A 13352-nucleotide genomic window follows, 5' to 3' on the forward strand; every position below is an offset into this window, starting at 1 on the left:
GCTAACTCATGCTTGCTGATCGTCTTGACCGCTATATTGCCCGCAACGTATTGGCGGCCATCATTGTTGTTCAGTTCGTTTTACTTGGCCTGGATATTACCATTGCCTATATCGGTGATTTAGGCGACACCCAGGGCAACTATACCGCGTTAGATGTGTTGATTTATCTGGGGATGCGACTGCCTTGGCGATTTTATCAATATGCCCCGGTGGCGGTATTGATTGGTGCGCTAATTGGCCTAGGGAGCATGGCGTCCAGCAATGAATTAACCGTCATGCGCGCTGCCGGCCGGTCCCTTGCACGGATTGTCTGGGGCGTCATGAAACCGGTGTTGTTAGTGGTGGTTGTGGTACTGCTGGTTGCTGAATTTGTATCTCCGCGCACTGAGCAGTTTGCCGAGGCATGGCGTTTAGAACAGCGTCAAGGAGAAGGGGCGCAGCTAACTAGCCGGAGTGGCTGGCAGTTCGAAGGAGAGAGTGTCTATCGCTTTGGTGCTATTCGTGCGGATAACGTGGTGCTGGATTTAACACGCTATCGTTTTGATGAGCGTCGGCTAATTGAGGCCACCCACGCTAACCGTGCGCGCTGGGAAGAGGGCGCGTGGCAGCTTGAGGGAGTGACCACGACGCGTATTTTTGATGACCATACTGAATCGGAGTATCAGCAACATGCAGCTTGGGAGACGGCGTTAACGCCCACCCAATTGGAACGTTTGCTGCGTGATATCGAGAGCCAGGCGCCTAGTGAACTGTGGGCGTACGCCAATTTTTTGAAAAGCCAAAACCTCCAAGAGGATCAGCCGCTGCTCTACTTCTGGCAAAAGGTATTGATGCCGCTAACAATGGGGTCGCTGGTATTAATCGCTGCTTCCTTTGTGTTTGGTCCATTGCGTACGGTGGCTGCAGGTACGCGCGTGTTTTATGGCGTGGTGACCGGCCTCATCTTTAAATATGTACAAGATCTGCTGGCACCTGCATCCACTATTTTTGGTTTTTCACCAGTGTGGGCGGTATTAGTGCCAACCTTGGCTTGTGCGGTGGTAGGTATTTATTTCTTGCGCCGCAACGGCTAGTTGGGGCTTTGGTACTTAAAAGAGGATTAGCCAGGTGACGAGCAATATGACCAAATCCCGACGCTTTACCCAATTAGATAGCGTATGGCCTGCGGGTTTAGGTCGCCGCTTGGGCGCAATGCTGTATGACGGATTTTTAGTGACAGCCATTTGGATCGCAGTGACGGTGGCGCATCTGGCTTTTTTTCGGTTTGTGTTAGGGCAGCAGGCTGAAGAGATTGGTACGACCCCTTTCGATATTTGGAGCCTGAGATTAATGCTGTTGTTCTTTGTCACGCTATTTTTTGTCTATTCCTGGCGGCGTGGGGGTATGACATTAGGTATGCAGGCTTGGCGACTGCGGGTGCAAACCATCGATGGACATGCGATTACACTCAAGCAAAGTTTGATTCGTTGTGTGACAGCTTGGCTTTCCTTGGCAGCACTTGGTATTGGGTACTGGTGGGTACTGTTTGATCCGCAGCGCAGAAGCTGGCCAGATATCGCCTCTAATACGCAAACCGTGGTGCTACCAAAAAAATAATATCATCGCCTGTTTTGGCGAAAATTGTGCTGTGACAAGGCGTTATCCTATAGCTCATTTTTATTAAGACGAATGGCTACCAAAAAGCATCCATTTCTACTTGAAAAGATGTATGCGAATCATTTACATTCATCTCATGACTTTTATGAGGTGTCGCCATGTACGTTTGCGTGTGCAAGGGAGTAACCGACCATCAGATTCGCCAGCACGTCAGCGACGGAGCGCGCAGCTGGCGAGAAGTACGTGAAGCTACAGGCTGTGGAACCCAGTGTGGTAAATGCGCCTGTTTTGCTAAATCGCTTACCCGCGAGGCGGTCCAAGAGGCGCGCTGCGAGGCGGATATGAGTCTCGCTTACGCTGTATGACGCGAATCACTATTGTTAGGGTTTTCGTTAGCAAACATATGATTTTTTTGAGTTTTTAGTTACTTCCTATATACTCCCAACATCGTTGGGAGTAAGCCTGTTTATGGCCTATACTCTCTAGTTAGCGTAATTGCACACTAAGAAAGGTGACGTCATGAAAGGTGATCCCAAGGTCATTCAGCATCTCAATATCGCCCTCGGCAACGAACTGGTAGCGATCAACCAGTATTTTTTGCATGCCAAAATGTATAAGGATTGGGGCTTTAAAGAGCTTGCCAAGTGGGAATACGATGAATCCATCGAAGAGATGCAGCACGCCGACAAGCTGATTGAACGTATTCTGTTCCTTGAAGGTATTCCTAACCTTCAGGATCTAGGCAAGCTGCATATCGGCGAAAACGTTAAAGAAATGCTCGAAAGTGATCTAAAAATCGAGCACGACGGTCGTAAAGACTATATTGAAGCAATCACCTACTGTGAAAGCGTCAAAGATTACGTAACCCGTGATCTACTGCGTGATCTGCTTGCCGATGAAGAGGGTCATATTGACCACATTGAAACGCAGCTTGGCTTGATCGATAAGGTTGGTATCCAAAACTACCTGCAAAAACATATGCAGTTGGCGACTGACGAAGAGTAACTTCTGGTTATTTAATTAAAGCGATACTGTTTAATTAAAGCAGCACTGGGGTTTAATCAAAGCAGCACCGGGCAGCCCTATGGCTGCCCGTTTTTCGTTACCAATCATAATAAGATGTCGTTTTGCTTCAGCTTTTTTTAGCTTTACAGCATTACGATTCAACCACGCCACAGGCCATGCGTGCACCGCCACCGCCTAGGTGAGGTTCATCCGAGTACGTATCGCCGCCAGCATGAATCATCAGGCTGCGTCCCGGCATATCTTCCATGCTCAAGCGTGGTGCCAGCACCGGCAAGTTGGCCTCGCCGTCTTCATTCACCGTGAGAACTGGTAGGTCGCCTAGATGGCCATCGCCGTAGGGACCTTGGTGGGTGCCAGTTTCTTCAGGGTCGTAATGACCTCCTGCAGACAGCGCTGCTCTCATTTCGCCGCTATCGTTCTCGGCAGGCTCGCAGCTGGCATTTTGGTGGACATGAAAACCGTATACGCCAGGTTCTAGGTCAGTCAACGACGGCGTAAGCAACACGCCGTGCTCAGTGTGCTCAATAGCGATAGTCCCTATAGACTCTTCAGTTCCTTCAGCGCTGACCTTGTGCATGTCAACGTCGAGCGTTTCATTGGCCTGAACGGTGGATGCCAGCAACAAACCCACGGCCATGCCTGTTAACGGTAGTGAGTAACGCATAGTGCAATTCTCCTGTCCTTATCCATGGAAGCTCGTATAACGAGTTGCTACTTCAAGGTAGCTGCCCCTAGATAACTCCGCCAATGGATTGCGTAAAGGTGAGGTTTGCCTACTGGATAACGTTAGCAATGGATGACATCTCGCTGTCAAGCCGCGACAATAGCTCCCTGTTTCGTTGGTTAGTTTTTTACTGGGGAGCGTTATGACGCCACTCAACATCCTCTATCAGGATGAGTATCTCGTTGCAGTGCATAAGCCGTCAGGGCTTTTAGTGCATCGCTCGGCGTTGGCGCGTGGCGAAACAGAATTTTTGCTTCAACGCCTGCGTGACCAAATTGGCAAGCGGGTTTATCCAGTGCATCGCTTAGACAGGCCCACTTCCGGCGTGATGGTGTTTGGTTTGTCATCTGAGATGGCGGCTTTATTGAGTGAAGCCTTCAGCGAACGGCAGGTGGAAAAGCGTTACCTAGCGGTGGTGCGCGGTAAAGCGCCTGAGAGCGAACGTTTGGACTACCCGCTTCGGGAAGAGGATGGCACACGGCCCAAAGCGGAGATGCCTGCTATGCCCGCGATGACTGATATTCGTCGCCTGGACAGTGTTGAGCTGCCGATACAGGTAGACCGCTATCCGGTGGCACGCTATTCGTTGGTGGAAGCGCAGCCCCTCACTGGCCGGCGGCATCAGATTCGCCGCCACCTTTCACGGCGTGGTTACCCCATTATTGGCGATGCCAAGCATGGTAAAAGTATTCACAACCGCTTTTTTGCGGATCAGTTGGATGCTCCCCGTTTACTACTGGCGGCTACCTATTTAGCCTTTAATCACCCCTTCATCGAAAAGCGCATTCAATTAGGCTGCGCTCTCGATGAGACCATGAAACGCGTGTTCGAGCAGTTCGGATGGAGTGGCCACTTACCGCTCGATAGCGTGCGTACCCCGCCCACTGCCACGCCAGCCGCGCTTCAGGAAAGATAGCGCTTTATAGCGCCAATGTAGCACCGCTGGAAAGCGCATCATGTTTTTATTAGAGAGAGCCTGCCATGTCTTCGGATTATGACGTTCGCTTTGGCGGTATTAGCCGTTTGTATGGTCAGCGTGCCGCTGAGGCATTTCGCCATGCCCACGTGGTCGTTGTTGGCGTAGGCGGCGTTGGCAGTTGGACGGTAGAAGCTCTGGCGCGCTCGGGAATCGGCAAGCTTACGCTGATCGACCTGGATGATGTCTGCGTATCCAATGTGAACCGTCAGCTTCATGCGCTAGACGGTACGATTGGCGCTCCCAAGGTTGAGGTGCTGGCCGAGCGCTGCCGCCTAATTGCCCCTGAAATAGAGGTCGTAGCTGATAGTGCGTTTGTTACGCCAACCAACCTCGCTGAACGTATTCCTGATGATGCCGACCATGTAGTGGACGCTATTGATAGTGTGATCGCTAAGGCGGCGCTAATCGCTTGGTGCAAACGGCATAAACTGCCGATTACCGTGACGGGAGCCGCAGGCGGTCAGACAGACCCCACGCGTATTCAGGTGGCGGATTTAACGCGCACTGAACACGACCCTCTGCTTTCTAAAGTGCGTTCACGACTGCGCAGGGATTATGGTTTTTCGCGTAATCCAAAGCGGCGCTTTTCCGTTGAGTGCGTCTATTCTGATGAGCAATTAGTGTATCCCAGCGCTGACGGCGAAGTTTGCCTGCAAAAACCCGGCAACGGTGACGCTACCCGTCTAGACTGCGCTTCAGGCTTTGGCGCAGCCACTTTTGTCACCGGTGCATTTGGTTTTGTCGCTGCCTCAAAAGTGCTCGAACGACTGGCTAAAAAAGCCGCTAAGTCCATGCCATTAACGACTAAACAAGAGGAAAGTGAATGACCGCGCCTATTCCTGGTATTTATCGTCACTATAAAGGCAGTCTTTACGAAGTGCTGGGCACTGCTCAGCATAGTGAAAGTGAAGAAGCGCTAGTGGTTTATCGTGCGCTTTACGGCGACTACGGCCTGTGGGTGCGCCCGCTTGAGATGTTCACCGAAAGCGTTACCAAAGACGGCCAGCCACAGCCGCGCTTTGCTTTAGAGAAGGCGTTTAGTGAGCCAAGTCTGTCCTAGTGGCGACAGCGCTCAGTAGCATTACGTTTTCCTCTTCGCCCCGCTTTTTTCCTTCACTCTTTATGCTCCATTCGGGCCTTTTCTTGCTCAGGGCTCGGGTGTTTTTTTAGTGCGCTATTGTTTATATTCCACAATAAGCTATTCTTATAACAATTAATGTTAACGAGCTTGGGCGAGGAGAAAATATGCAAACACAGCCGTTAGAAAAGGGCGTCGAGATCACCTCACAGCTTACAGTCGAGGAGCTTGAGCAAGTAAAAGCACAGGGCTTTAACACGGTGATCTGTAACTGCAAGCCCGGCGAAAGCACCGAGTTTCCAGGTGAAAGTGCGTACCGCCGTAAAGCAGAAGAAATTGGGCTTCATTGGGTACACATTCCAGTAACGCCTGGCGAGTATAGCCAAGCGGATGTGGCTGCTTTTGCTGAAGCGTTGCAGCAGTTACCTCGGCCAATATTGGCATTTTGCCGGTCGGGTAAGCGCGCTACCCACCTTTGGGCCTACGCCAAGCGCCACACTGAAAAGTGCGATTTGGCGGAACTGTTTTGCGCCGCAAAAGCAGCCGGTTTCGATTTGGAAGAGCACCGCCAGGGGCTCGAAAATCAAAGCGTATAACCGTCACTATTGCGTCGCTATTGATGGCCGCAGACGAAATGAGCTGTGACCGAACGTGTTTAGTTTCACTGTGATAGCGAGTAGTCCGAATGATGATTGAGCGTTGGGTGCCGCTAGTGGGGTGGCTAAAAAGCTATAACCGCGCGCTATTCTCACGGGATGCGCTGGCAGCAGTCATTGTGACGCTAATGCTGGTGCCCCAGGCGCTGGCCTATGCCTTACTGGCGGGGTTGCCGCCAGAGATGGGGCTTTATGCAAGCATGCTACCGCTGGTGCTTTATGCCATTTTTGGTACCAGTGCCAGCTTGGCAGTGGGGCCGGTAGCCGTAGCAGCGCTAATGACAGCCTCTGCGTTAAGCAGCTTTGCTACCCCCGGCAGCCCTGAATACATTGGCGCTGCTCTTGTGTTGGCGGCGCTTTCAGGGTTGATATTGATTGCCATGGGCGTTCTACGGTTGGGTTTCTTGGTTAATTTTTTAAGCCATCCAGTGATTTCAGGATTTATCACTGCCTCGGGTATTTTGATCGCCATTAGCCAGCTCAAACATATTCTGGGCGTTGAGGCTGCTGGGCATAATGTTTTTGACCTGCTGAGTGCACTGTTCAGTCAGTGGCAGCAGGTTAACCTCATTACATTGATGATTGGCTTGGGGGTATGGGGTTATCTGCTAGTGTGTCGCAAACGCTTGAACACCTGGCTGACGGCCATGGGTATCTCGGCTAGCGTTGCTGGCTTAATGGTTAAAGCCGCACCGATTTCGGCAGTGATTGTCACCACGCTACTGGCCTGGCAGCTTAATTTGGATCAGCGCGGTGTGGATTTGGTCGGCTTTGTGCCTAGTGGCTTGCCCGCCATTGCGCTGCCTAGCCTAGACCAGTCGTTGTGGTTTGGCCTGCTGCCTGCGGCGTTACTAATAAGCTTAGTAGGCTTTGTGGAGTCAGTCTCCGTGGCACAAACGCTGGCCGCTAAGCGCCGTCAGCGTATCGACCCTAACCAAGAGCTAATTGCTTTAGGAATGGCCAATTTAGGGGCTGGGGTCAGTGGTGGGTCACCGGTTTCAGGTGGCTTTTCACGCTCGGTCGTCAATTTTGAAGCGGGCGCGGCAACGCCGTTGGCTGGTGCATTTACCGCTTTAGGTATCGTGCTTGCCACGTTGTTGCTCACTGATCTACTGGCATTTCTACCCACAGCAACGCTGGCCGCGACGATTATTGTGGCCGTAGGAACGCTGATTGACCTGCCCGCAGTAAAACGTACTTGGCAATACTCCCGCAGCGACGGCGTGGCGATGGTGGCGACCTTGCTGCTGACCCTGCTACACAGCGTAGAAGTTGGCATTATCAGCGGCGTGGTGCTCTCGCTGGGGCTGCATCTTTACCGTACCAGTCAGCCTCACAGTGCGGTGGTGGGGCGTGTGCCGGGCACCGAACATTTCCGTAATGTGAAGCGCCATGAGGTTGAAACTGATGAGCACGTTGCCATGCTACGCATTGATGAAAGCCTTTACTTTGCTAACGCTCGCTACCTAGAAGATACCGTGATGGCGCTAGCTGCTCGTTCGCCTTCGTTAAAACATATTGTCCTCACCTGCCAAGCGGTGAATGTGATTGATGCATCTGCTCTTGAAAGCTTAGAAGCCATTAACGGGCGGCTAAAAGATGCGGGCGCAGCGCTGCATTTGGCTGAAGTGAAAGGGCCCGTGATGGACCGATTAACGAACACCGCGCTTTACCGCGAGCTAACGGGGCAGGTGTTTTTTACCACCTTTGATGCCTGGCAGGCGCTGGCGCTTCCCAGCCAGAACGAAAAGCCGCAGCCCTGCACTTAATGGTGCCGTTAATTGAAAAAGCGACCAACGGGTGAAAATGACGCATTGGTGAAAACGATGTGAACGCGTTAGCTTAGCCCTTTCGTATTGATGACTTTCCAAGGAACGGCTATGACCTCGCTATCACCGCAGCAAACGCTGAAGGCAGTATTTGGATTCGATGAATTTCGCGGCGGCCAACAAGCGGTGGTGTCCAGAGTATTAGCCGGGCATTCTAGCGCGGCGATATTTGCTACCGGCGCGGGAAAGTCGCTCTGTTATCAGCTGCCTGCACTGCATCTTCCTCACCTAACGTTGGTGGTCTCGCCGCTGCTGGCGCTGATGCAGGATCAACTTGCTTTTTTGGCGCGCCATGGTGTTCCAGCGGCCAGTATTGATTCGACCCAAGACCGTGATACGACCCGTGATGTGATGGAGCGGGCCAAAAGCGGTGAGCTAAAAATCCTCATGGTGTCGGTGGAGCGGCTGAAGAACGAGCGTTTTCGGCACTTTCTACGCCAAGTACAAATATCGCTGCTGGTAGTTGATGAAGCACACTGTCTTTCTGAGTGGGGACATAACTTCCGCCCCGATTACCTCAAGCTACCCGACTATCAGCGCGATTTCGCTATTCCCCAGGTGTTGCTACTGACAGCCACGGCCACGCCCGCCGTTATCGCTGATATGCGCGAGAAGTTTGCCATTGCGCCGGAAAATGTCGTTACCACCGGTTTTTACCGCCCCAATTTGGAACTGCTGGTAGCGCCCGCGATGGAAAATCGCCAGCAGCAGTTGATTGATTGGCTTAAACCACAAATGCCGCCTGGCAACGAAGCCCCGACGATTATTTATGTCACTTTGCAGCAAACTGCCGAGCAGGTGGCAAGTGCGTTGGCAGCCCAGGGAATTGCCGCCCAGGCGTACCACGCGGGTTTAGATTCAGCCCGCCGTGACAACATTCAGCGCCAATTCATGAGCGGCGAATCCCCCTGCATTGTGGCTACCATTGCCTTTGGCATGGGCATTGATAAAGGCAATATCCGTAACGTTGTGCACGTTGATCTGCCTAAATCGATTGAGAACTACAGCCAGGAAATTGGCCGAGCGGGGCGCGACGGGTTGCCTTCCACCTGTTTAACAATTGCCGGACGCGATGGGCTGCGGGTGCTGGAGAACTTCGTTTACGGCGACACACCTGAATACGCGGGGATTTTGCGCTTACTGGAAGAAATCTCATCAGCTGGTCAGGCGCCAGATCGCCAGTGGGAAGTGCTGCTTACTACGCTTTCCCGAGATACCAATATCCGCTTGCTGCCGCTCAAAACGCTGCTGGTGCGGTTAGAAATGCACGGCATTATTGCGCCGCGCTTTGCGTTCTTAGCCGAGTATCGTTTGCGCTACCACATTGAGCCTACTACCTTGGTGGGGCGTTTTGAAGGAGAGCGGGCGGCCTTTGTACGTTTGTTGATCGACAATATTGCTATTGCTCGCACCTGGGGAACAGTAGATTTTGAGCGACTGCATCACGCTGGTCAGGCGCAGCAAATTGATGCGTCTCGTGCCCGCGTGATTACCGCGCTTGAGTACTTCCAGGATAAAGGCTGGCTGACCCTGGAAGGTAAACGCATGACCGACGTGTATGACGTTTGCCAGCCAGATTTTTTGATCGAGCAGCTTGCGAGCGAGTTGTTTAATGAGTGTCTGAAGCGGGAGCAAATCGAAATTGAGCGGCTGCATTCTATGCTGGCGCTGTTTGAGTCAAAAAGCTGCTTAACACGTCGGTTAGCCGAGTATTTTGGGGATACTACGTTCGATGGGCCAAACGATGCATTACCTCAAACCGAGCAGGGCCGCTGTGGGCACTGCTCGGTTTGTTATGGCAATCCGGTTCAGTTGCCGACAGCGCCGCCGCTACCCTCGCTGACTGAAAATGAGTTTGCCCGTTATGCCACGCCACTGATTAAACGCCACACCGAAATATTTGGTCAGCCACCCAGTGCCCAGCGACTGGCGCATTTTCTGTGTGGCTTAACCATGCCGATCTTTATCCCACTCAAAGCCCGGGGCCTTAACGGCTTCGCGGTCTTTGAGCAGCGTGCCTACCCTGACGTGAGGCAATGGGCAGAGCGGTGTTTAGCTAGCTCAGGCAGCTAATCGCTATTCCCAGACAGGGAAAGGATCGGGTAGCTGCTTCCAAGCTTCCATACCTTGTAATAGCTCAGCTTCGCTTAGCAGGCAGGCGTCTAGGGCGTCACGCATCTTGGCTTGGTCCAAGTTCTGGCCGATAAACACCAGCTCTTGGCGCATATCACCAAACGGCTCCTGCCACTTTTCCATGATGAACTGGCGAGTTTCAGGATCTTCCGGCCAGTTAGCTTCGGGGATCGCTTTCCAGAACACCCCCGCCGGGCCGTGGTGGGCAATGCCGCCTGCTTGGCTCCATTGGCCTGCATAGCGTGGCCGTGTGGCAAGCCAGAAAAAGCCTTTCGAGCGCAGCAGCCCCTCACCAAACCACTCCTGATTCAATAGGTCGTGGAATTTCTGCGGGTGGAAGGGGCGGCGGGCGTGGTAGGCAAAGCTGCCGATACCGTACTCTTCGGTTTCCGGCACATGCTCGCCACGCATCTCTTTTAGCCAGCCGGGTGCTTGCTGGGCGCGCTCAAAGTTGAACTTGCCGGTATTAAGCACTTTTTCTAGCGGCACGCTGCCTTGGGTGATGGGCACCAGCTCCGCATCAGGGTTCAGTGAGCGCAGTATCGCCTTTAGCGCATCAAGCTCTTTTTTATTGATCAGATCGGTTTTGCTGATCAACAGCACATCACAAAACTCGATTTGGTCGACCAGCAGGTCGGCGACATTACGTTCGTCGTCTTCACCCAAGCTTTCGCCCGCTTCCGCGAGGCTTTGCGCTTCGCGATACTGGGCTAGGAAGTTAGCCCCATCAACAACCGTGACCAGCGTATCCAGTCGCGCAACGTGGGAAAGGCTTTGGCCACTTTCATCTTCAAAAGTGAAGGTTTCCGCCACCGGTAGCGGCTCGGAAATACCCGTAGACTCAATCACCAGATAATCGAATTTACCTTCCCTGGCCAGTTGGCTAACTTCTTCCAGCAAGTCTTCACGCAGCGTGCAGCAAATGCAGCCGTTGCTCATTTCTACCAAGCGCTCTTCAGAGCGGTTCAGCGCCACCTCGCCATCCAGCGTGGACTCGCCTGGGCCGCCACGCACTAAGGCACCGTCAATATTGACCTCGCTCATGTCATTGACAATCACCGCAACGCGACGGCCCTCACGGTTAGCAAGAATATGGTTGAGTACGGTCGTTTTACCGGCACCAAGAAAGCCCGAGAGCACGGTCACGGGCAGGGGAGAGAACGCGGTCATTGCGAGCACCTCTAAACGGGTTTCATGTTATGTGATAATATAACATAAAGGCGGCGGCTAGAAAGATCCGTTTTGAAAATGGCGGTGTTCTATTATCGTTGGATAAGTGAATTAACGCTTATATTGGGTTGGGCAATAGCCGCGTAAAACATCCGGCGATCGCAAAGCAGTATGTTTCGTGGTACGGCCAGTAACTCGCTTGCGCCATAGCCGGAACGAGGCTGGCTTAAGCTGGTGGCGCATTACCTCGATGACGTCCGGCTCCCCTAGGCCAAACAGGGTATCGATCGCTTCAAACGGGGTGCGGTCCTCCCAGGCCATTTCAATGACACGGGACTGTTCCTCTTCAGGCAAGCGACGAAAGCGCTTTACGGCAGCTTTAGGCATTAGGCACCTTACAGTATGGATGAGGCGAGTAAGCATTAACGATACGGCTTTTAATTATACTGATATTAGACGGCAGTGTCGTTTCTGTAGATTTATTTTGCAATAATGTGTGAAAAAGGGAACAGGCCGAGTCAATTACTTTATCGCTAACAGTGCGCGAAAAAGGCCATTCATTAACACCGGCTCATCACGGCGAATAGTAAAGCCTGCCTGTTGCAACAGTGGTGTTGCTTGGCGGGTAATGTCGGTCGCAATCAATGAAGTGATGGCGTTCAACGCTCGCCGGCTTGGTCCGGCAGCATGGGAGTCGGGTTGGAATTTATCCATGACACATAGTTGACCATCGTTTTTCAGTACCCGGTAGGCTTCGGTTAGTCCCTGTTCTGGTTTGGGCATCACCGCCAAAATCAAATGCATGACAACCACATCAAAGTGCTCATCTGGGTAGTCTAGCGCTGCGGCATCCATCACACGACACTCCACATCACGCTGAGCGTGTTCGGCGCGTTCACGTGCGCGCGTTACCATAGCGGGGGTAAGGTCGGTTAAATGAATCTCCAACTCGCGAGGTAAATATGGCAGGTCTAATCCGGTGCCTGCTCCCACCAATAGCACGCGCATGCCGGGTTCCCAATCCACTTGGCCAAGTGCGTTTCTACGTGGTTTGCAAAACGTTTTAGTCGCTACTAGGTCGTAGATTGGCGCGTAAAGGCTGTAACGCAAGCGGTTCCATGCGGTGGTGTTCACCATAGGGTTACTACCTCTTCATAGGATTGCCACCCCGAAAGGGCTGCCGCGCACTCAGTCAATCTTGTTCAACGTCTGCGAAGGGCTTTCACCAAATTGCTGCTTATAGTCATGAGAGAATTGTCCCAAATGCCAAAAGCCCCAGTGGGTGGCAATGTCAGTTACCGTTTGGTGAGGCGCTGCCTTACGCAGGGCGCGTCGCACTCTGTTAAGCCGCGTTAAACGTAAAAACTGCAGCGGGCTAATACCTAGGATAGACGTAAAACTGTATTGCAGCGTACGCCGGCTGACATGGGTTAGCTCGCATAGCGTATCCATGGTCACTGGACCTTCTAAGTGTTCATCAACATAGTACTTGACCCGGTCAACTACGGCTTTTCTGTGGGCGTAGCTGGGTGGCAGTTCATGGCTTACTGGATTGGCTTGCAGTACTTCCAGTAGCCCCGTTAGTAAAATATCTTGATGCACATTTTCAGCGATGGTGCCCTGCTGATGTGAGAGTAAGCGTTCAAGTAAAAACGACACCGCGTGCAGCGTGTCGGGTGCAACCCGGCGGCGTGGAGACCCTTGCCACTCATTATCGAGTATCACGCCTTGCCGATGGGCGGCAGCCTGTAAGATCGGCATGCGTATCACCAGTCCATAAATATCAAATGCTTCTGGCGTCACCAGTTCAAAATCGTGACCGCCGGGGTGGCACATCACTTCATGCTTTTCCAACATCTGCCCGTTGATTCGTGAACCTGTCGCCCGCGTGGGTATGCCTAGCCATAGCGAGTCAGCCCACACGCGGCAGTCTTGGCGTAGGGCTTGCCCTGTATGTTCTTTGAATACCTGCATGGCGGATAGCTCAATTTCATCCAGCCGACCATAAAAGCGACCAGGACTTAGTTGGTCGTATTGCTGCTGCCAGCGGGTCAAATTCTGGGCATGTTCGTCGGCATCAAACGCTTCTTGTATGCACTTTTTTGGTGCGACGCCTTGGCTTGTCAAGGTCACTTGCAACTCCTTTGAACGCAATAAAAGC

15 protein-coding genes are annotated in these 13352 nt (G+C 52.5%); 10 read left to right on the forward strand and 5 right to left on the reverse strand.

All coding sequences use genetic code 11. From position 1 onward, the window contains the following. Positions 1-8: 8 nt before the first annotated feature. The 4 genes from lptG to bfr all read left to right on the forward strand — a co-directional run bounded on the left by lptG (position 9) and on the right by bfr (position 2601). Positions 9-1073 (forward strand): LPS export ABC transporter permease LptG, encoded by a 1065-nt coding sequence (gene lptG, locus K1Y77_RS02920; protein ID WP_264430238.1) that lies wholly within the window; start codon positions 9-11, stop codon positions 1071-1073. A gap of 46 nt (positions 1074-1119) precedes the next feature. Then, complete coding sequence (locus tag K1Y77_RS02925; protein WP_030074839.1) at positions 1120-1596, forward strand: RDD family protein; 477 nt, start codon at positions 1120-1122, stop codon at positions 1594-1596. A 158-nt stretch (positions 1597-1754) separates the two neighbouring features. Then, complete coding sequence (locus K1Y77_RS02930) at positions 1755-1961, forward strand: (2Fe-2S)-binding protein (RefSeq protein WP_083001105.1); 207 nt, start codon at positions 1755-1757, stop codon at positions 1959-1961. Positions 1962-2115: 154 nt separating this feature from the next. Next, on the forward strand, positions 2116-2601 hold the full coding sequence (bfr, locus tag K1Y77_RS02935) for a bacterioferritin (RefSeq protein ID WP_030074841.1): 486 nt from the start codon (positions 2116-2118) through the stop codon (positions 2599-2601). A gap of 151 nt (positions 2602-2752) precedes the next feature. Here the strand turns inward: bfr and sodC are convergent, their stop codons facing one another. After that, entirely contained in the window at positions 2753-3286 is a 534-nt protein-coding gene (gene sodC / locus K1Y77_RS02940) for a superoxide dismutase [Cu-Zn] SodC (protein ID WP_264430241.1), read from the reverse strand. A gap of 202 nt (positions 3287-3488) precedes the next feature. Between sodC and K1Y77_RS02945 the strand changes: the two genes are divergently transcribed. From K1Y77_RS02945 to K1Y77_RS02970, 6 genes are all read left to right on the forward strand, one after another. Then, positions 3489-4262 carry a pseudouridine synthase gene (locus K1Y77_RS02945; RefSeq protein ID WP_264018835.1) on the forward strand — a complete coding sequence of 258 codons (774 nt, stop codon included), beginning with the start codon at positions 3489-3491 and terminating at the stop codon, positions 4260-4262. A gap of 65 nt (positions 4263-4327) precedes the next feature. After that, on the forward strand, positions 4328-5152 hold the full coding sequence (tcdA, locus tag K1Y77_RS02950; RefSeq protein ID WP_264018834.1) for a tRNA cyclic N6-threonylcarbamoyladenosine(37) synthase TcdA: 825 nt from the start codon (positions 4328-4330) through the stop codon (positions 5150-5152). After that, on the forward strand, positions 5149-5385 hold the full coding sequence (locus K1Y77_RS02955; RefSeq protein ID WP_030074849.1) for a DUF1653 domain-containing protein: 237 nt from the start codon (positions 5149-5151) through the stop codon (positions 5383-5385). The genes tcdA and K1Y77_RS02955 overlap by 4 nt, the downstream gene beginning before the upstream one ends. A gap of 185 nt (positions 5386-5570) precedes the next feature. After that, positions 5571-5999, forward strand: coding sequence for a TIGR01244 family sulfur transferase (locus tag K1Y77_RS02960; protein ID WP_264430244.1), 429 nt, complete (start codon positions 5571-5573; stop codon positions 5997-5999). An 89-nt stretch (positions 6000-6088) separates the two neighbouring features. Further along, positions 6089-7828, forward strand: a complete 1740-nt coding sequence (locus K1Y77_RS02965) for a SulP family inorganic anion transporter (RefSeq protein ID WP_264430246.1) — start codon at positions 6089-6091, stop codon at positions 7826-7828. A 111-nt stretch (positions 7829-7939) separates the two neighbouring features. After that, on the forward strand, positions 7940-9961 hold the full coding sequence (locus K1Y77_RS02970; RefSeq protein ID WP_264430247.1) for a RecQ family ATP-dependent DNA helicase: 2022 nt from the start codon (positions 7940-7942) through the stop codon (positions 9959-9961). A gap of 3 nt (positions 9962-9964) precedes the next feature. Here the strand turns inward: K1Y77_RS02970 and zigA are convergent, their stop codons facing one another. The 4 genes from zigA to K1Y77_RS02990 all read right to left on the reverse strand — a co-directional run bounded on the left by zigA (position 9965) and on the right by K1Y77_RS02990 (position 13324). Continuing rightward, positions 9965-11191, reverse strand: coding sequence for a zinc metallochaperone GTPase ZigA (gene zigA, locus K1Y77_RS02975; protein ID WP_030074856.1), 1227 nt, complete (start codon positions 11189-11191; stop codon positions 9965-9967). Between the two features lie 111 nt (positions 11192-11302). Next, positions 11303-11578: a TIGR03643 family protein gene (locus K1Y77_RS02980; RefSeq protein ID WP_030074857.1), complete on the reverse strand. Its 276-nt coding sequence runs from the start codon at positions 11576-11578 to the stop codon at positions 11303-11305. A 135-nt stretch (positions 11579-11713) separates the two neighbouring features. Further along, complete coding sequence (locus K1Y77_RS02985; RefSeq protein WP_030074858.1) at positions 11714-12328, reverse strand: class I SAM-dependent methyltransferase; 615 nt, start codon at positions 12326-12328, stop codon at positions 11714-11716. Positions 12329-12379: 51 nt separating this feature from the next. Continuing rightward, entirely contained in the window at positions 12380-13324 is a 945-nt protein-coding gene (locus tag K1Y77_RS02990; protein ID WP_264430250.1) for a helix-turn-helix domain-containing protein, read from the reverse strand. Positions 13325-13352 lie beyond the last annotated feature (28 nt).

Origin of the sequence: Halomonas qaidamensis (genome assembly GCF_025917315.1) — a bacterium.
Lineage (GTDB): Bacteria > Pseudomonadota > Gammaproteobacteria > Pseudomonadales > Halomonadaceae > Vreelandella > Vreelandella qaidamensis.

What these genes read in the sequence shown, in the direction of transcription:
- lptG (WP_264430238.1), top strand. Translation starts at nt 9, where the DNA reads ATGCTTGCTGATCGTCTTGACCGCTATATTGCCCGCAACGTATTGGCG.
- K1Y77_RS02925 (WP_030074839.1), top strand. Translation starts at nt 1,120, where the DNA reads ATGACCAAATCCCGACGCTTTACCCAATTAGATAGCGTATGGCCTGCG.
- K1Y77_RS02930 (WP_083001105.1), top strand. Translation starts at nt 1,755, where the DNA reads ATGTACGTTTGCGTGTGCAAGGGAGTAACCGACCATCAGATTCGCCAG.
- bfr (WP_030074841.1), top strand. Translation starts at nt 2,116, where the DNA reads ATGAAAGGTGATCCCAAGGTCATTCAGCATCTCAATATCGCCCTCGGC.
- sodC (WP_264430241.1), bottom strand. Translation starts at nt 3,286, where the DNA reads ATGCGTTACTCACTACCGTTAACAGGCATGGCCGTGGGTTTGTTGCTG.
- K1Y77_RS02945 (WP_264018835.1), top strand. Translation starts at nt 3,489, where the DNA reads ATGACGCCACTCAACATCCTCTATCAGGATGAGTATCTCGTTGCAGTG.
- tcdA (WP_264018834.1), top strand. Translation starts at nt 4,328, where the DNA reads ATGTCTTCGGATTATGACGTTCGCTTTGGCGGTATTAGCCGTTTGTAT.
- K1Y77_RS02955 (WP_030074849.1), top strand. Translation starts at nt 5,149, where the DNA reads ATGACCGCGCCTATTCCTGGTATTTATCGTCACTATAAAGGCAGTCTT.
- K1Y77_RS02960 (WP_264430244.1), top strand. Translation starts at nt 5,571, where the DNA reads ATGCAAACACAGCCGTTAGAAAAGGGCGTCGAGATCACCTCACAGCTT.
- K1Y77_RS02965 (WP_264430246.1), top strand. Translation starts at nt 6,089, where the DNA reads ATGATGATTGAGCGTTGGGTGCCGCTAGTGGGGTGGCTAAAAAGCTAT.
- K1Y77_RS02970 (WP_264430247.1), top strand. Translation starts at nt 7,940, where the DNA reads ATGACCTCGCTATCACCGCAGCAAACGCTGAAGGCAGTATTTGGATTC.
- zigA (WP_030074856.1), bottom strand. Translation starts at nt 11,191, where the DNA reads ATGACCGCGTTCTCTCCCCTGCCCGTGACCGTGCTCTCGGGCTTTCTT.
- K1Y77_RS02980 (WP_030074857.1), bottom strand. Translation starts at nt 11,578, where the DNA reads ATGCCTAAAGCTGCCGTAAAGCGCTTTCGTCGCTTGCCTGAAGAGGAA.
- K1Y77_RS02985 (WP_030074858.1), bottom strand. Translation starts at nt 12,328, where the DNA reads ATGGTGAACACCACCGCATGGAACCGCTTGCGTTACAGCCTTTACGCG.